Source organism: Pseudomonas sp. BS3782 TE3695, from assembly GCF_050435305.1.
Taxonomy (GTDB): Bacteria; Pseudomonadota; Gammaproteobacteria; order Pseudomonadales; family Pseudomonadaceae; genus Aquipseudomonas.
In genome coordinates this window covers 1737941-1755667 of the sequence record NZ_JBNDKB010000001.1, presented here as the reverse complement: position 1 = coordinate 1755667, position 17727 = coordinate 1737941, and the positions used below count along the sequence as shown (strand labels likewise).

The 17727-nt window shown below is 57.8% G+C and carries 17 protein-coding genes; 12 read left to right on the top strand and 5 right to left on the bottom strand.

Annotation, left to right across the window (positions count from 1 at the left end):
• The first annotated feature begins 35 nt into the window (after positions 1-35).
• The 3 genes from ABH909_RS07995 (at position 36) to ABH909_RS07985 (ending at position 4397) form a co-directional block, all read left to right on the top strand.
• Complete coding sequence (locus ABH909_RS07995) at positions 36-1052, top strand: class I SAM-dependent rRNA methyltransferase (protein ID WP_429431951.1); 1017 nt, start codon at positions 36-38, stop codon at positions 1050-1052.
• A 61-nt stretch (positions 1053-1113) separates the two neighbouring features.
• On the top strand, positions 1114-4101 hold the full coding sequence (locus ABH909_RS07990) for a DUF748 domain-containing protein (protein WP_429431948.1): 2988 nt from the start codon (positions 1114-1116) through the stop codon (positions 4099-4101).
• A complete protein-coding gene (locus tag ABH909_RS07985) occupies positions 4101-4397 on the top strand; it encodes a DUF2845 domain-containing protein (RefSeq protein WP_429439776.1) in 297 nt (98 codons plus the stop codon). The genes ABH909_RS07990 and ABH909_RS07985 overlap by 1 nt, the downstream gene beginning before the upstream one ends.
• A 240-nt stretch (positions 4398-4637) precedes the next feature.
• Here the strand turns inward: ABH909_RS07985 and ABH909_RS07980 are convergent, their stop codons facing one another.
• Together ABH909_RS07980 and ABH909_RS07975 are read right to left on the bottom strand one after the other, a co-directional pair.
• On the bottom strand, positions 4638-4994 hold the full coding sequence (locus ABH909_RS07980) for a BON domain-containing protein (RefSeq protein ID WP_183682673.1): 357 nt from the start codon (positions 4992-4994) through the stop codon (positions 4638-4640).
• A gap of 314 nt (positions 4995-5308) precedes the next feature.
• Positions 5309-5731, bottom strand: coding sequence for a pilin (locus ABH909_RS07975; protein ID WP_429431945.1), 423 nt, complete (start codon positions 5729-5731; stop codon positions 5309-5311).
• A gap of 225 nt (positions 5732-5956) precedes the next feature.
• Between ABH909_RS07975 and pilB the strand changes: the two genes are divergently transcribed.
• Genes pilB through yacG form a run of 5 tightly spaced genes read left to right on the top strand, consistent with a single transcriptional unit; the run spans position 5957 to position 10568 of the window.
• Positions 5957-7657: a type IV-A pilus assembly ATPase PilB gene (gene pilB / locus ABH909_RS07970; protein ID WP_429431942.1), complete on the top strand. Its 1701-nt coding sequence runs from the start codon at positions 5957-5959 to the stop codon at positions 7655-7657.
• 2 nt (positions 7658-7659) lie between these two features.
• Positions 7660-8877 (top strand): type II secretion system F family protein, encoded by a 1218-nt coding sequence (locus tag ABH909_RS07965; RefSeq protein ID WP_429431939.1) that lies wholly within the window; start codon positions 7660-7662, stop codon positions 8875-8877.
• Position 8878: 1 nt separating this feature from the next.
• Positions 8879-9751 carry a prepilin peptidase gene (locus ABH909_RS07960; protein ID WP_429431936.1) on the top strand — a complete coding sequence of 291 codons (873 nt, stop codon included), beginning with the start codon at positions 8879-8881 and terminating at the stop codon, positions 9749-9751.
• Positions 9748-10371 (top strand): dephospho-CoA kinase, encoded by a 624-nt coding sequence (gene coaE, locus ABH909_RS07955; protein WP_429431933.1) that lies wholly within the window; start codon positions 9748-9750, stop codon positions 10369-10371. The genes ABH909_RS07960 and coaE overlap by 4 nt, the downstream gene beginning before the upstream one ends.
• Complete coding sequence (gene yacG, locus ABH909_RS07950; RefSeq protein ID WP_429431930.1) at positions 10368-10568, top strand: DNA gyrase inhibitor YacG; 201 nt, start codon at positions 10368-10370, stop codon at positions 10566-10568. Before coaE ends, yacG begins: the two co-directional genes overlap by 4 nt.
• Before the next feature lie 9 nt (positions 10569-10577).
• Here yacG and ABH909_RS07945 read toward each other — a convergent pair whose 3' ends face one another.
• Both ABH909_RS07945 and ABH909_RS07940 read right to left on the bottom strand, forming a co-directional pair.
• Entirely contained in the window at positions 10578-10793 is a 216-nt protein-coding gene (locus tag ABH909_RS07945; RefSeq protein WP_429431928.1) for a hypothetical protein, read from the bottom strand.
• Positions 10794-10856: 63 nt separating this feature from the next.
• Positions 10857-11546, bottom strand: coding sequence for an energy-coupling factor ABC transporter permease (locus tag ABH909_RS07940; protein WP_429431925.1), 690 nt, complete (start codon positions 11544-11546; stop codon positions 10857-10859).
• 245 nt (positions 11547-11791) lie between these two features.
• Between ABH909_RS07940 and ABH909_RS07935 the strand changes: the two genes are divergently transcribed.
• The 4 genes from ABH909_RS07935 to dctM all read left to right on the top strand — a co-directional run bounded on the left by ABH909_RS07935 (position 11792) and on the right by dctM (position 16330).
• Positions 11792-13246: a TrkH family potassium uptake protein gene (locus ABH909_RS07935; protein ID WP_429431923.1), complete on the top strand. Its 1455-nt coding sequence runs from the start codon at positions 11792-11794 to the stop codon at positions 13244-13246.
• Positions 13247-13350: 104 nt separating this feature from the next.
• A complete protein-coding gene (locus ABH909_RS07930) occupies positions 13351-14346 on the top strand; it encodes a TRAP transporter substrate-binding protein (RefSeq protein ID WP_429431921.1) in 996 nt (331 codons plus the stop codon).
• Positions 14347-14417: 71 nt separating this feature from the next.
• Positions 14418-15050 (top strand): TRAP transporter small permease, encoded by a 633-nt coding sequence (locus ABH909_RS07925; protein WP_429431918.1) that lies wholly within the window; start codon positions 14418-14420, stop codon positions 15048-15050.
• Positions 15047-16330: a C4-dicarboxylate TRAP transporter large permease protein DctM gene (gene dctM, locus ABH909_RS07920; protein WP_183682691.1), complete on the top strand. Its 1284-nt coding sequence runs from the start codon at positions 15047-15049 to the stop codon at positions 16328-16330. Before ABH909_RS07925 ends, dctM begins: the two co-directional genes overlap by 4 nt.
• A gap of 43 nt (positions 16331-16373) precedes the next feature.
• Here the strand turns inward: dctM and ABH909_RS07915 are convergent, their stop codons facing one another.
• Complete coding sequence (locus tag ABH909_RS07915; protein ID WP_429431914.1) at positions 16374-17642, bottom strand: OprD family porin; 1269 nt, start codon at positions 17640-17642, stop codon at positions 16374-16376.
• Positions 17643-17727: the final 85 nt, after the last annotated feature.

The following is a 17727-nucleotide window of genomic DNA, read 5'->3' as shown; positions in this document are numbered from 1 at the left end:
CCGCGCCCCCAATTTCTTCCTGCAAGGCGCCCAGCATGTCTTCCTTGAATCAGGCGCTGCGCGCCGCCCTCGATCATCGTCAGGACCTGCTTGCCGAGTTGCATCAGCAAGGCACCGATTGCTATCGCCTGTTCCATGGCAGCCAGGAAGGCGCCGGCGGCCTGACCATCGACCGCTACGGTCCGCAACTGTTAGTGCAAAGCTTTCATCAGGCGCTGGAGCGTGACGCTCTGCTGCAACTGCATGAAACCGTCAATCAACAGCTGGGTTTCGACACGCTGCTGGTCTACAACGACCGCTCCCGTGGCAACTCGCGCATCGACCGCGAAGATACCGTCTACCGCGCCAACGAAGCCGCCCTGCAAGATTTGATCGGCCACGAATGGGGACTGAACTACCGGGTTCGCGGGCGCCATGCCGGTCAGGACCCGTTGCTGTTTCTCGACCTGCGCAACGCTCGCGGCTGGGTCAAGGCGCACAGCAAAAACAAAAGTGTGCTGAACCTGTTTGCCTACACCTGTGGCGTCGGCCTCAGCGCCGCGGCGGGTGGTGCGAGCGAGGTGTGTAACCTGGACTTTGCCGAAGGCAATCTGGCGGTGGGTCGTGAGAACGGCTTGCTCAACCCGCAATTGCCGACAATGGAATTCATTCAGTCCGATTACTTTCCGGCCATTCGTCAATTGGCCGGTCTGCCGATCAGCCAGCGTCGCGGGCAGAAATTGCCAAGCTATCAACGCCTGGAGCCGCGTCAGTACGATCTGGTATTGCTCGATCCACCGGCCTGGGCCAAGAGCGCTTTCGGCACGGTCGACCTGTTGCGTGATTACCAAAGCCTGCTCAAACCGGCGCTGCTGACCACCGCCAAGGATGGCGTGCTGATCTGCTGCAACAACCTGGCGAAGGTCAGCATGGACGATTGGCGCGAACAGGTTCTGCGCTGCGCCGAGAAGGCCGGGCGCCCGGTGCGTGAGTGGAGCGTGCTGACCCCAGGCAGCGATTTCCCGTCGCTGGATCAGCAGCCACCATTGAAAACGCTGATTCTACAGCTCTGAAAATCCGCACCGATAATCAGATAAATCCTATAAAGCCTGGTTGCTTCGGAACCGCAAACGCATGCCATACTCCAAGGCACTCCGATTCCGACAGATGAAGCCGCACATGCCCAAAGGATTGATTCGCGCTATCGGCGCCTTGTTGACTGCCCTGGCTCTTTATAGCCTGCTGGGGTTTCTGATTTTGCCGGGCATCGCGTTGCGAATCGCCAACCAGCAATTGGCCAACTACGCCACGACACCGGCGACGATTCAGCGGATCGAACTCAACCCGTTCAGCCTTGAAGTCACCCTTTGGGGTCTGGTCATTGGCGAGCCGGGCAAGGAACAAGTGGGCTTCGAACGTCTCTACGCCAACCTGCAGATCGACAGCCTCTGGACCAAAGCCCTGCATCTGTCCGATATAGAACTGGATAAACCCAAGACCGAAATCCTCTTCGGCAAGGACGGCAAGCTCAATCTGCTCGGCCTGTTCAAAATCCCCGCCAGCGAACCGACCCCGGTTGACCCGGACGCCAAACCATTCCCGCTGCGTGTGGAGCGGATCAAACTGGCCGGCGGCTCCTTGCATTTCGAGGATGCACGGCCCAGCGAACCCATAGAGTTCCTCTACGACAAACTCGATTTCGAATTGAAAAACCTCAGCACCCTGCCCGAAGACAGCGCCGACATGACATTGGTCGCCGTCGGCCCGGCAGGTGGACAGATTGACTGGACCGGTAATTTCAGCCTGATCCCGATCGCCTCCGAAGGTAAGCTGAAAATCACCGACGGCAAGATGAAATCCTTCTGGCCCTATGTGCGTGATGCCGTGCCACTCGCACTCGAAGAGGGCGTCGTCAGCCTCAGCACCGACTACAAACTCAACCTGGCCAAAGAAACCGAACTGCTGCTGAGCAACGTTGCCGTCAGTGTCGCGCCTTTCGCGATCAAGACGCCGGACGGTCGACCGCTGGCGAAGCTCGAACGGCTGGACATCAGCGAAACCACCGTAGACCTGGCCAAACAGCAAGTGGTGGTCGGCAAGATTCGCAGCCAGAAACTGGAAACCTGGGCCGCCCTCGAAGCCGACGCGCAACTCGATTGGCAAAAACTGTTCGCCAGTCAACCGTCTAAAGCGGCCGCCAAGGCCAATGCCGAACCGAGCAGTGCACCAGCGGCTGCCGATTCGCCGAAGCCTGAACCGACCGCGCCGAGCAAGCCTTGGCAGGTGCTGCTCAAAGACGTGCAGCTACGTGACTATCAGGTGCATCTGGCCGACCGCAAGGCACAACCGGCGGTAGCTCTGGAATTGGGGCCGCTGAACCTGGACCTGCAAAATTTCGACAGCCTCAACGGCTCACCTTTCAACCTCAAGCTCGATACCGGCGTGGGCAAGCAAGGCAAGATCAGCGCAGATGGCGTGGTCAATCTGGCCCCGATCAGCGCCAAACTGAACGTGCAGACCAAGGACATCGACCTGCGCGTCGCCCAGTCCTACATCAACCCGTTCATTCGTCTCGAACTGCGCAGCGGCATGCTGGGCAGTGATCTGGCGGTCGACCTGAAAAGCACAGAGCCGCTGGCGTTCAACGTCACAGGCAAAGCCCAGGTCGATCAACTGCATACCCTCGACACCCTGAAAACCCGCGACTTCCTCAAGTGGCAACAGGTGGTGCTCGAAGGCCTGAACTATCAGCATGGCGACAGCCTGTCGATCGACAAGGTCAGCCTGTTCCAGCCCTATGCGCGCTTCATGATCAACGATGATCGCACCACCAACGTCGATGACCTGCTGATCCCGCAACCCGCCGATTCCGGCACCACGGCAGCCTCGGCCAAACCGGCAGCCGGAAAAGAAAAACCGCTGGGCATCCACATTGGCGGCGTTGCCATCAATGACGGTTCGGCAAACTTCGCCGACTTCAGCCTGACCCCGAACTTCGCCACCGCCGTTCAACAGCTCAACGGGAAGATCGGCACCATCGACAGCCGCCAGGCTAAACCGGCCAGCGTCGACATCAAAGGCAAGGTCGACCGCTATGCACCGGTAACCATCAAGGGTTCGGTCAACCCGTTCGACCCAATGGCCAGCCTGGACATCGCCACCAGTTTCAAACGGGTGGAACTGACCACGCTGACACCCTACTCCGGCAAGTTCGCCGGTTACCGTATCCGCAAGGGCCGGCTCAATCTAGAGCTGCATTACAAGATCACCAACGGCCAGCTCCTGGCCGAAAACAAAGTGGTGGTCGAGCAGCTGCAACTGGGTGAAAAAGTCGACAGCCCGGACGCTGTGAGCCTACCGCTGAAGCTGGCGATTGCCTTGCTCAAGGATGTCGATGGCAAGATTTCCATCGAACTGCCGGTGAGCGGCGACCTGAATAACCCGCAGTTCAGTGTCATGCCTATTGTCTGGCAGACCCTGCGCAACCTGATCGTGAAAGCCGCCGCAGCGCCATTCAAAATGATTGGCGGCCTGGTCAGCGGCGGTGGCTCGGAAGATTTGGGCAGTGTGGCATTCGCACCGGGTTCGAGTGACCTGAGCAAAGACGCCGAAGCGGCGCTAGTCAAACTCTCCCAAGCACTCAAGGAACGTCCGGCCCTGCGTCTGGAAATTGAAGGCACTGCCGCCAAAACCAGCGATGGCCCGCTGATTGCCGAGCAACGCCTGGAGCGAGAATACCAGTACAACTACTACAAAATGCTCCAGCGTCGCGGTGACAAAGTACCGGCCCAAGCCTCGTTGCTGGACGTACCGGACAACGAGAAAGGCCCGCTGCTGGAAGGGATCTACCGCACACGCCTCAAGACCCAGCCACCCGCCGAATGGAAGGATCTGGGCAAGGAAGAACGTAGCAACAAAATGCGTGAAGACGTGATCGCGTTCTGGAGTTCCAGCGAAGTGCTGTTACGTCAACTGGGGCAAGAACGGGCCAGCAGCATCAAGGATTATCTGGTGGAAAAGGGTCAGTTGGCCGATGACCGTGTGTACTTCATCGACGCCAGCCTCGGCGAGGCACAGAGCGATGGCCGGGTTATCACGTCCATGCATCTGGATGCCGAATGATGGACGCGCGCTGGCTTCTGAGCCTGGCCTTGGCGCTGGCTGCCGGCCAGGCAACGGCGGCGGACACCTTGCGCTGCGGCAGCCAGTTGATCAGCGTCGGAGACAGGTCCAGCGAGGTGCTGCAAAAATGCGGAGAGCCCATTGCCCGCGATTTGCTGGGCTACAAACGCAGCGCCAATCGACGGGAAGAGTTTCAGGTCGAGGAATGGACCTACGGGCCCAATAGCGGGATGTACCAGTACCTGCGTTTTGAAGGAAACCGGTTGGTTCGAATCACTAGCAAGCGCGGGAATTGAACAATCAAAAGATCGCAGCCTTCGGCAGCTCCTACAGGTGTACCCATCCCCATGCAGGAGCTGCCGAAGGCTGCGATCTTTTAACCTTTGTTCCCCAGAATAGAACAGGCCCCGACACGAATGCCGGGGCCTGTAATGGCCACATCCTTGTGGCCTTTCGCATGAACCCTCAAGTGGCGGCAGACGTATGACTCGGCCCGTCTACCGCACCTTCTCCCGGTCCAGGCGAGAAGCCTTGCCTTACTCGGATTTCAGGCCGTCAGCGGACACCGCTTTGACACCTTTGATTTTCTTGGCGATAGCCACGGCGGTTGTTTTCTGAGCATCAGTCAGAACGGTCATGGAAGACAGGGACACAACGCCTTTGTTGGTTTCGACTTTGATGTCAGTGCCAGGAATGCCTTTTTCGGTCAGCAGATCGGCTTTGACTTTGGTCGTGATCCAGGTATCGGAAACATCCTCTTTCGCTTCAGTGACTTCACCGGCGGCCAGCATCAAGGGTGCCTGAGTCGCTTGGGTGGTCTGTGCAAATGCGGCGTTGGCCATGGTCAGGGTCAACGCGGTAGCAGTAGCGGCAGCGATAGCGAACTTCTTCATACAAGTAACTCCTGTATTTCTGGAAAGTCTGCTGCGTGTCTTGTCAGCAGGGTTACTGAAGAGAGTGCGAACGCTGTGCCAACTGTTCAATAAAAAATAAATGCTTATAAATCAATTAGTTAGTAACAACGGTAATTTTCGGAATCATGCAAATTGCATGACTGCGAAATTATCTACATGCAACATGCGGGTTTTAACGCAGGCCTAAGGCCATGAATTGTCGGGGGTTTCTCGATTATCTGAATCGCCCCAAAAACAGCGAACAAAAAAATGCCCCGCGTTGTTAAACGCGAGGCATTGACAAGATGAATGGATCAGCTGGCGGGAGTGGGAGGGCAACCTTTAGGAGCATATTCTGCATCGACTGTTGTGGCGCACGTCCAGCCACCGGCAAGTGTGCGTGAAAGCGTTACAGTTTTGCTGAGCACCGGCCCCGGTGCGTTGAGAATCGTGCAAGCAATACTGCCCACACCGGTAGAGGCGGTACCCGTTGCCGTAATCGTGCAATTACCCGTGGCGCTCACCGCGCCGATCTCGGCGGGGGTGGCAATATTGGTGCCTTGATTGATGATGTCTTCGAAAGGCACCTTGAGTGCCGAAATTTCTGCAACCGCAGCGGTGACCTTCGCCCGCGCCTGGTACTTCGAATACTGCGGCAACGCAAACGTCGCCAGAATCCCGATGATCGCCACGACGATCAACAGTTCGATCAGGGTAAAACCATTTTGATTTTTCATAGACAGGCTCCATGCATGAGTCGAAATCTCATGATCTGAACAAGGCACAGCACAGGTCATGCCAAGCCGAGCATGCCCCTGCCTGCTGGGCGTGAGATCGCGGCAAAGACCTTTCCTGATCCACGGATCCGCACTATCTGACACTTTTTGTCACTTCACCCGACTGGTTTGGCTCCACTGCTTGACTAGGCTATAAGTCATTCACTGTCTGCGTCCGGTATTCCAATGAATGACATCGCCCTTAGCGGTCTGGCCAAGCAATTGGTATTGGCTGAGCTGATCACTGACCAAAGTGCGCAACAGGCGTATCAGCAGGCCCAACGCAATCGAATTTCGCTGGTCAGCTATCTGGTGCAAAACAAACTGCTGAAAAGCTGGCAGGTCGCCGAGGTGGCCTCGGAGCATTTCGGCATGGCCCTGCTGGACCTCAATTGCCTGGACAAGGACACCCAACCCCGAGGGCTGGTCAGTGAGAAGTTGATCCGTCAGCACCACGCCCTGCCCCTCTGGCGGCGTGGTAACAAGCTGTTCGTGGGGATTTCCGACCCGACCAATCACCAGGCCATCAACGATATCCAGTTCAGTACCGGGCTGAGTACCGAAGCCATCCTGGTGGAAGAAGACAAGCTCAGCGACGCCATCGAAAAATTCTTCGACAACCATTCCACCGGCCTGGAAGACATGGCCGATGTCGACCTCGACGGGTTGGACATCGAGTCGGTCGACGAGCAGAAACAAGACGTCCTCGTAGGGCAAGACGCCGATGACGCGCCGGTGGTGCGCTTCGTTCACAAGATGCTGCTCGATGCGATCAAGAGCGGTTCTTCCGACCTGCATTTCGAGCCCTATGAAAAAATCTACCGCGTGCGCATGCGCACCGACGGCATGCTGCGGGAGGTCGCCAGGCCGCCGACACAACTGGCCAACCGCATTGCCTCGCGGCTGAAGGTCATGGCCAGTCTCGACATCTCCGAGCGGCGCAAACCCCAGGATGGGCGAATCAAGATGCGCCTGTCCAAAAGCAAGTCCATCGACTTCCGGGTCAATACCCTGCCGACCCTGTGGGGCGAGAAAGTGGTGATCCGGATCCTCGACCCGTCCAGTGCCCAAATGGGCATCGATGCCCTCGGCTACGAACCCGACCAGAAAGACCTGTACATGGCCGCGCTCAAGCAGCCACAGGGAATGATCCTGGTGACCGGCCCCACCGGCTCGGGCAAGACCGTGTCGCTGTATACCGGGCTGAACATTCTCAACACCGTCGACATCAATATTTCCACTGCCGAAGACCCGGTAGAAATCAACATCGAAGGCATCAACCAGGTCAACGTCAATCCCAGGCAGGGACTGGATTTCGCCCAGGCGCTGCGCTCGTTTCTGCGTCAGGACCCGGACGTGATCATGGTCGGTGAAATCCGCGACCTCGAAACCGCCGAAATCGCCATCAAGGCCGCCCAGACCGGGCACATGGTGCTTTCCACCCTGCACACCAACAGCGCCGCGCAAACCCTGACCCGCTTGCACAACATGGGGATTCAGGGGTTCAACATCGCGACCTCGGTCAGCCTGATCATCGCCCAGCGGCTGGCGCGCAAACTGTGCAGTCATTGCAAAAAGCCCATCGAGATTCCCCGCGAGACGCTGCTCAAAGAAGGCTTTCCCGAGGAACGCATCGGCTCGTTCACGATCTATGAACCGGTCGGTTGCGATCAGTGCAACAACGGCTACAAAGGGCGAGTAGGGATTTATGAAGTGGTAAAGAACACCCCTGACCTGCAACGGCTGATCATGGCCGAAGGCAATTCTCTGGAAATCGACATCCAGATGCGTAAGGACGGCTTCAACGACCTGCGTACCTCAGGCCTGCTCAAGGCCATGCAAGGCATCACCAGCCTTGAAGAAATCAACCGGGTCACGAAGGACTGAACATGGCGGTCAAAGCAGCGAAAATCAGCGTATATGCCTGGGAAGGCACCGACAAAAAAGGCGCAAGAATGACCGGCGAATTGACCGGCCAGAATCCCGCGCTGATCAAGGCTCAGTTACGCAAGCAAGGGATCAACCCGGGCAAGGTACGGAAAAAAACCGCGTCCATTTTCAACGCCGGCAAACGCATCAAGGCCCTGGACATTGCCCTGTTTACCCGGCAGATGGCGACCATGATGAAAGCCGGCGTACCGTTGCTGCAATCATTCGACATTATCGGTGAGGGCTTCGATAATCCGAACATGCGCAAGCTGGTGGACGAGGTGAAACAGGAAGTCGCGGCCGGGAACAGCTTCGCCGCGGCCCTGCGCAAAAAGCCCCAGTATTTCGATGAGCTGTACTGCAACCTGGTGGATGCCGGTGAACAGGCCGGCGCCCTGGATACCCTGCTGGAACGGGTCGCGACCTACAAGGAAAAGAGCGAAAGCCTCAAGGCCAAGATCAAGAAAGCCATGACCTATCCGCTGGCGGTGGTGTTCGTCGCGATCATCGTGACCGGGATTCTACTGGTCAAGGTTGTGCCGCAATTCGAGTCGGTGTTCTCGGGGTTTGGCGCCGAGCTGCCAGCGTTCACCGTGATGGTCATCGGCTTGTCGGAGTTCCTGCAGGCCTGGTGGTGGATGGTGCTCGGCCTGTTGGGTGCGCTGGTCTTCGGCGTCCGTCATGCCTTTAAAAAGTCCCCGGGCTTTCGAGACCGGATGGACACCTGGCTGCTCAAACTGCCGTTGATTGGCGCGCTCATGTACAAGTCCGCCGTGGCCCGTTACGCCCGCACCTTGTCGACGACGTTCGCCGCCGGCGTGCCACTGGTCGAGGCTCTGGATTCAGTGGCGGGCGCAACCGGCAACATCGTGTTCAAGCGAGCGGTGTTACGCATCAAGCAGGACGTTTCAACCGGCATGCAGCTGAATTTTGCCATGCGCACCTCCGGCATCTTCCCGAACATGGCGATCCAGATGACGGCCATTGGCGAAGAGTCTGGCGCACTGGATGACATGCTCGACAAGGTCGCGAGCTTCTATGAGGACGAGGTGGATAACATGGTCGATAACCTGACCAGCCTGATGGAGCCTTTCATCATGGTGGTGCTGGGGGTTATCGTCGGCGGCCTGGTGGTTGCGATGTACCTGCCCATCTTCCAACTTGGCTCAGCGATCTGATATGTCCTTGAACGAATTTCTGAGTCTCGACCCGCTGGCCTTTGTGATCAGCGCATCGGTGATCGGTTTGCTGATCGGCAGTTTCCTCAACGTGGTGGTCTGGCGCCTGCCGAAAATGCTTGAGCGTGAATGGCGCTTGCAAGCCCATGACATCCTGGATTTGCCACCCGAAGTCCCCAGCCCGGTTTACAACCTGATACTGCCTCATTCCGAGTGCCCCGGCTGTGGCCATCGGATTCGAGCGTGGGAAAACATTCCGGTGCTCAGTTATCTGTTTTTACGCGGGCGATGCTCGAACTGCGCGACGCCGATCAGCAAACGTTACCCGCTGACCGAACTGGCCTGTGGCGTGCTGTCGGCGTTCGTCGCCTGGCATTTCGGTTTCGGCTGGCAGGCCTGCATGGTGCTGATCCTGAGCTGGGGCCTGTTGGCGATGAGCCTGATCGACGCCGAGCATCAGCTGTTGCCGGACGTGCTGGTGCTGCCGTTGATATGGCTGGGGTTGATCGTCAACAGTTTCGGGCTTTTCGTTTCACTGCATGACGCGCTCTGGGGCGCGGTGGCCGGCTACATGGCGCTGTGGACGGTGTTCTGGCTGTTCAAGCTGATCACCGGCAAGGACGGCATCGGCTACGGTGACTTCAAGCTGTTGGCGATGCTCGGCGCCTGGGGCGGCTGGCAGATCCTGCCTATGACCATCCTGCTGTCATCGCTGCTGGGCGCCGTCATCGGGGTGATTGTGCTACGCCTGCGGGACGCGAAAACCTCGACGCCGCTGCCCTTTGGCCCCTATCTGGCCATTGCCGGCTGGATTGCCTTGCTCTGGGGTGGTCAAATAACCGGCTTCTATTGGCAGTTTGTCGGTTTGAAATGAATACCCCTGTGAAAAAACCCTGGATTCTCGGCCTGACCGGCGGCATCGGCAGCGGCAAAAGCGCCGCCGCCCAGCACTTCATCGATCTGGGCGTGCACGTGGTGGACGCCGATCATGCGGCTCGCTGGGTGGTGGAGCCCGGGCGCCCGGCACTGGCGAAGATCGCCGAGCACTTTGGCCCCGGCGTGCTGCAAGCCAACGGCCAACTGGATCGCGCGGCGCTGCGCAAGCTGATCTTCGAAGTGCCGGATGAACGCCGCTGGCTCGAAGCGCTGTTGCATCCGCTGATCGCCGAAGAAATCACTCACCATCTGGCCAAGGCACAATCGCCTTATGCGATTCTGGTTTCGCCGCTGCTGATCGAGTCCGGGCAGTACGCCATGACCCAACGGGTTTTGGTTATCGATGCTCCGGAACAGTTACAGATCGAACGCACCCTGCAGCGTGACCAGACCAGCGAACAGCAGGTCCAGGCGATCCTCAAGGCCCAGGCCAGCCGACAGGACCGCGTGAGCCATGCCGACGATGTGGTGGTCAACGACCGCGACCTCGCCTGGCTACACAGCGAGGTCGAACGCCTGCATCATTTTTACCTTACTTTGCGTGGAGGCCAGTCATGAGCCAAACCCCAACCGTCGATTGCCCAACCTGTGGCGCCCCTGTCGAATGGAGCCCCGAAAGCAAGTTCCGGCCATTCTGTTCAGACCGTTGCAAACTGATCGACCTGGGCGCCTGGGCGTCGGAAGAACACAAGATCCCGGTGAGCCCGGATGCCGAGGACGAGATGTTCAGCGGCGACTTCGACCCGCGTCACTGATCCCGTCCCTCAAGGCCGCATAAAACCATAGTCCTGGCCTTCGTCGAGGTTCTCGGCGAGAAACCGCAACTCATCGGCCAGGTCTTCTATATTGCGTACCGCCTTGCTCTGCTGCACCACCGCACTGAGCAAGGCGCGCAGGCTCAACCCCGGATCGAAACCCACCTCTTGCGCCATATCCACACTCCGACGCAACTCCTGCCGGGCCCACTCATACACACTCATGCCATTGCTCCTGAAAGTTTTCCAGAGCATGGATTCGGCAATGTTTTTTGGATTTGATGTGGATCAAGATTTGGGATCGTCGTCTTTCCAGGGCGCCGAAAGGTAGCGGGTGCGATTGAATGTCTCCAACCATTCGGGGCAGAACACCACCAATGCGCTGACCACCATGCCGTTGATAAAGGCTTCCGGGAAAATCAGCAGCCACAGGTAGCCGACAAAATCTGTCAGCCAGTACGGCATGGCGAAACGTTCGTCGTACCACAGCAGCGTGAGCGCCAGGATCAGGCACAACAGGGCCGACAATGCAGCGGCAAAAAAACCCGAACAGAAGATGTACACAAAGGGGTTACGCGGCTGCGCGCGCTCGACCAGAATGGCGCAACACTCGGTAATCAGTACCGGGAGCAGAATCAGCAGCGCGCCGTTGACCCCCATGGCCACCATGTCCTGCCGCCCGAGCAGGACCAATCCCGTTTGCGCGACCAACCCGCCGACAATCGCCAATGGCCAATCCAGCAGTAACGTCACGGCCGTCATGCCGATGAAGTGATAGGACACGCCAGTGTCGAAGTCCCGTCGCACCAGCCAGAGCAAGAACAGCGCGAACACCGTGCCGAACAACAGATGCTGACGACGGCTATCGCTGAACAGTTCGACCCAGGGCGCTCGACAGACAGCCCAGATCACTGCCGGCACATAGATCAGCCAACCGACTGTGAGGCTTTGCTGTGACAGCAGTTCGGCGCCGATCATAGGCGTGATTTCCGGGGCGCCGGCGTCCACGGAAACAAACGGCTGAGCAGCAACACTGTTCTATATTTCACGCGTCTCTCCCATCGTGATAGCTCTCAGTCTATACCGGCGTTCTGACTGGCCGTGTCGCGCGTTTACCCGACGAGTAGAGAATCCGAAGGATCGAAAAAACGTTACGCAAACTTTACGAGACAAAACGACAAGCCGGTCGATACTGCGCGACGCTAACAAAACAGGCGTTATTTATGTCCATTGCGGTTTTGCGGTTTATCGGTTTCATCTTGGGTATTTTCCTGATCACCCTCGCGGTGAGCATGGCGATACCGCTGCTCACGCTGATGATCCATGAACGCAACGATGAGATGTCAGCCTTTGGGTGGTCAATTGTGATCACGATGGTGTCCGGGCTGCTGCTGATTAACAAGGGACGTCCTGAAAACGCTCAGTTGCGTCCCCGCGATATGTACATGCTGACAACCGCCAGTTGGGTGGTCGTCTGCATGTTTGCCGCATTGCCCATGGTCTTTATCCAGCACATCAGTTACACCGACGCGTTTTTTGAAACGATGTCCGGCATCACCACCACCGGATCGACCATCCTGACCGGCCTGGACACCGCCTCCCCCGGGTTGCTGATCTGGCGTTCAATGCTGCATTGGCTGGGCGGGATCGGCTTCATCGGCATGGCCGTGGCCATCCTGCCGCTATTACGGGTCGGGGGGATGCGCCTGTTCCAAACCGAATCATCCGACTGGTCAGAGAAGGTCACACCACGCTCCCATGTCGCGGCCAAATATATTCTGGGGCTGTATGTCGGCCTGACCGCTGTTTCCACGCTGGCGCTGTGGATAGCCGGAATGACGCCGTTCGAAGCTGTCAATCATGCAATGGCGTTGATTTCCACAGGAGGATTTTCCACCTCCGATTCTTCTCTGGCGCACTGGACACAACCGGCCATTCATTGGGTGTCGGTGGTGATCATGATTCTGGGCAGCCTGCCTTTTACGCTGTATGTGAGCATGCTGCGCGGGAACAAACAGGCCTTGTTCAACGATCATCAGGTACGCGGCTTCATTGGCTTTTTGCTCATTACCTGGCTGCTGTTCGGCACCTGGCTGTGCTTGAACAGCGAGTACGGCTGGTGGGAAGCGTTTCGGATCGTGGCGGTCAACGTGACGTCTGTGGTCACGACGACCGGCGTGGCGCTAGGGGATTACACGTTGTGGGGCAGCTTCTCCGTGTTGCTGTTTTTTTATCTGACCTTTGTCGGCGGCTGCTCCGGCTCCACTGCCGGCGGCCTTAAAATTTTTCGTTTTCAAGTGGCTGGCGCCCTGCTCATGGGCAGCCTGAAACAATTGATTCATCCTCGCGCCGTCATCCAGAAGAAATACAACAATCGTCCCATCGATGAGGACATCGCCCGCTCACTCCTGACGTTTTCCTTCTTTTTCACCATCACCATCGGGGCGATTGCCATGGGCCTGGCGCTCATCGGCCTGGACTGGACCACGGCATTGAGTGGCGCGGCCACCGCCGTCTGCAATGTGGGGCCAGGCCTTGGTTCGATCATTGGCCCGGCAGGTAACTTCTCGACACTGCCCGATTCAGCCAAATGGCTGCTGACCATTGGCATGCTGCTGGGAAGACTGGAGATCCTCACCGTTCTGGTGCTGTTCATCCCGGTTTTCTGGAAATACTAGCCTCGACGACCAATGGTGATTTATTGCCTAGACTCCTCTTGTCCACCGTGCAAACGCGTTTCAGACATGAACGGCACGAGAACTAAAACAAGAGGAACATCCAAATGCTCAAATCATTGTGGAGCGCGCTCGCCTGCACACTCGCGCTAGGCGCGTCGAGTCTGACGCTGGCGGCTGATCCAGTCGTTATCAAGTTTTCTCATGTGGTTGCCGAACAAACGCCTAAAGGCCAAGGCGCCCTGCTGTTCAAGAAACTCGTCGAAGAACGTCTGCCCGGCAAGGTCAAGGTAGAGGTTTATCCAAACTCTTCGCTGTTTGGTGACGGCAAGGAAATGGAGGCACTGCTGTCGGGCGATGTGCAGATGATTGCGCCGTCGCTGGCCAAATTCGAGCAGTACACACCCAAGCTGCAATTGTTCGATCTGCCCTTCCTGTTCAATGACATCTCGGCAGTCGACCGCTTCCAGCGAAGCCCTGACGGCCAAGGGCTTCTCAAGTCCATGGAAAGCAAGAACATCACCGGTCTGGCCTATTGGCATAACGGCATGAAGCAGTTGTCGGCCAACAAGGCGTTGCGTGAACCGGGCGATGCCCGCGGCTTGAAATTTCGCGTGCAGGCTTCGGCCGTGCTCGAAGAGCAATTCAAGGCGGTACGCGCCAACCCTCGCAAGATGAGCTTCGCCGAGGTGTATCAGGGCTTGCAGACCGGCGTCGTCAATGGCGCGGAAAACCCTTACTCGAATATCTACAGCCAGAAAATGCACGAAGTGCAGAAGTTCATCACTGAATCCGACCATGGCCTGCTCGATTACATGTTGATCACCAACACCAAGTTCTGGACTGGCCTGCCGCCGGATATAAAAACCGAACTGGAAAAGATCATCGTCGAGGTCACGACTCAGGTGAACAAAGACGCAGAGAAACTGAACCAGGATGCCAAACAGAGCATCATCAACGCCAAAACCACTGAAATCATCACCCTGACCCCAGAGCAACGAGGCAAGTGGCGCGAAGCAATGAAACCGGTCTGGAAGAAGTTCGAAGGTGATATCGGTGCCGACCTGATCAAGGCCGCCGAAGCCGCCAACCAGACTCAGTAATCTGCCGGCGGGCGCCGCCCCAAAGGGCGGCCCCTGTTTCATCGTCATCACTCGATCGGGAGATGCCACTCATGAATGCCTTACGGCGAATCTGGGATCACTTCGAAGAAGGTTTTATCGTCTTCCTGCTGGCGGCAATGACGCTGGTCACGTTCGTCTACGTCATCCTTAACAACCTCTATAGCGTGTTCTACAGCCTCGCCGAGCAGTGGCAGAGCGCCAGCGAACCCTTGTTCGCGATTGGCGACAGCGTCATGGGAATGGCCCAGGCCATGACGTGGAGCATATCGCTGACCAAGGCCTTGTTTGCCTGGCTGATCTTTTTTGGCTTGTCCTATGGCGTGCGCACGGCCGGACATATCGGTGTCGATGCCTTGGTGAAACTGGCCAGCAAACCGGTCCAGCGAATCATTGGCATCATTGCCTGCCTCTGCAGTCTGGTTTATGCGGGGCTGCTCAGCGTCGCCAGTTTCGAATGGATTCAGACCTTGTTCATCGCCGACATCGGTGCCGAGGACCTCGGTCATTACGGCATCATGCAATGGCACATCGGGCTGATTGTGCCCGTGGGTTTTGCCTTGGTGTTCATCCGCTTTGCCGAGATCCTGGTGCGCATCGTGCAAAACCGTCAAACGGGCCTGGGCCTGGCCGACGAGGCTGCGGAGGTGATGAAACTGACCGAGCATGAGGATCACAAGAAATGACTATTCTTTTCCTCTTCGCTGCTCTGTTCGCACTGATGTTTATCGGTGTACCGATCGCCATTTCCCTGGGCCTGGCCGGTTCGCTGACGATCATCTTTTTCAGCCCTGACTCCGTGCGGTCGCTGGCCATCAAGCTGTTCGAGACCTCCGAACACTACACGTTGCTGGCCATCCCGTTCTTTTTGCTGGCCGGCGCCTTCATGACCACGGGCGGGGTGGCGCGGCGCTTGATCGACTTTGCCAACGCGTGCGTTGGGCATATTCGCGGAGGTCTGGCCATCGCGGCGGTACTGGCGTGCATGCTGTTCGCCGCGTTGTCCGGCTCAAGCCCCGCGACGGTAGCTGCCGTAGGTTCCATCGCCATTGCCGGGATGGTCCGCTCCGGTTATCCACAGGCGTTCGGTGCCGGGATTGTGTGCAACGCCGGTACCCTGGGGATTCTTATTCCTCCTTCTATTGTGATGGTGGTGTATGCCGCGGCGACGGAAACCTCGGTCGGCAAGCTGTTCATGGCCGGCGTGGTGCCCGGCCTGCTGCTGGGTACAGCGCTGATGGTGGCCATCTACGTCGTCGCCGTGAGGAAAAACCTGCCAGCCATGCCACGGGCGACTGTTCGTGAATGGTTGAGTGCGGCACGCAAGGCCATTTGGGGCTTGCTGCTAATGTTCATCATCCTGGGCGGCATCTACTCCGGAATGTTCACCCCGACCGAGGCGGCGGCCGTGGCAGCGGTCTACGCGGCGTTCATTGCGCTGTTCGTCTACAAGGACATGTCGTTTCGCGAGATACCGAAGGTACTGCTCGAATCCGCCAAGCTGAGCATCATGCTGATGTTCATCATCGCCAACGCCATGCTCTTCGCCCACGTACTGACCACCGAGCAATTACCTCAACAAATCACCGCCTGGGTCATCGGCGCAGGCCTGACACCGGTGACATTCCTGCTCGTGGTGAACATCGTGTTGCTAATAGCTGGCGCCTTCATGGAGCCCTCGGCAATCATCCTGATCCTGGCGCCGATCATGTTTCCGATTGCCATGAAGTTGGGAATCGACCCGATTCATTTGGGGATCATCATGGTGGTGAACCTGGAGATCGGTCTGATTACGCCGCCCGTGGGCCTGAACCTGTTTGTCACATCGGCGGTGACCGGCATGTCACTGACCGCCACCATTCGTGCAGCGATGCCTTGGCTGATCATTCTGCTGTTGTTCCTGATATTGATTACCTATGTCCCGTGGATTTCTCTGGTTCTGCCGAACTCGCTCGGGATGATGTAAACGAGCGAGATCCCAAGTCATCCACAGATCTATGACCGCGGGCTCATAACAGCTTCCACGTGTAGCTGAGGATCAGGCGGTTTTCGTCGATATCGCTGCGGTAGTTGGAGCGTGCCATCACATTGCGCACGCGGAGCCCGAGACCTTTGAGGCTGCCGCTCTGCAGCACATAACCGATGTCCAGATCGCGCTCGCGGTCCTTGCCTTCAAAGCCCTTGCCGGTGTCGACGTTATGGCCGGTGATGTAACGCACGGTGCTGGTCAGGCCGGGCACGCCGAGGGCCGCGAAGTCGTAGTCGTAGCGCGCCTGCCAGGAGCGCTCATCGGTGTAGGCGAACTCGTAGGTCGGCACCTCGTTGCCCAGCGGTGAGATGTTGGCAAACACCCGCGGGAAAGCGGAGTCGCCGAACATGCCCTGATAGCCGACATAAAACGTGTGGCCGCCGCGCTTGGCCGACAGCAAGGAGAAAAATGCCTGGTTGTCGACATTCCCCAGCAACTTTTTGCCATCTTCGCGCGAATCGTAGTAGCCGAGGTTGGCGCCCAGGGTCCAGTCGCCCATCGGCTGGCTGTGTTTAAGGCCGAGAAAGCGCTGGTTGTAGATATCTTCCAGTTGCCCGAACCAGGCGCTGACCGAGCTGCGTTTGTCATTGAAGGCGTAGTCGACGCCAGCAAAGTTGAAACCATCGCTGCTGACCTGACGCTGCGGAACATGACCGAGCATGGCTTGCATCTTTTCGTCGCCGGCCTCGTTGCGCAGGCTGGTCGAATTCAAGTGGCCGCCTTGCAAGGTCAGGCCATCGATTTCATTGGAGCTGACGCTTGCGCCCTGATAGCTGGGCGGCAGCAGGCGGATATCGCTGAAGGCCAGCACCGGCACGTTGGGTTGCAACTCCCCTACTTTCAGCTCGGTCCTGGAGTAACGCATCTTCAACGCACCTTCCAGGCGGCTGTACTCATTTGCCGCGCGCCCGTCATCGTGCACCGGCAGCAAACCGGTATTGACCCGGTCCGGGCTGCTGTCGAGTTTGAGGCCGAGCAGGCCGATGACATCCACACCAAAACCGACCGGGCCTTGGGTATAACCGGATTTGACGTTGAGGATGAAGCCTTGCGCCCACTCTTCGGCCTTCGACTGTTGATTGGCCCCGACGATGTCCGAGAAATCCCGACTGAAGTAATAGTTACGCGCCTGCAAGGTGGCGGTGGCGTCTTCGATGAAGCCGCTCTCAGCGGCCATCACGCCACTGGAAAAAACCGAGACGAGCGCCAGGGACAACCCTGAACCGGTTGCTGGAAAAGTCTGTTTCATCGCTGTTCTCTTATTGTTATTGATCGACAGGTTGAAGTGACCTGAGGCGCAGAACGTCGGGCACTCAACAGCAAGTGCGGCATGC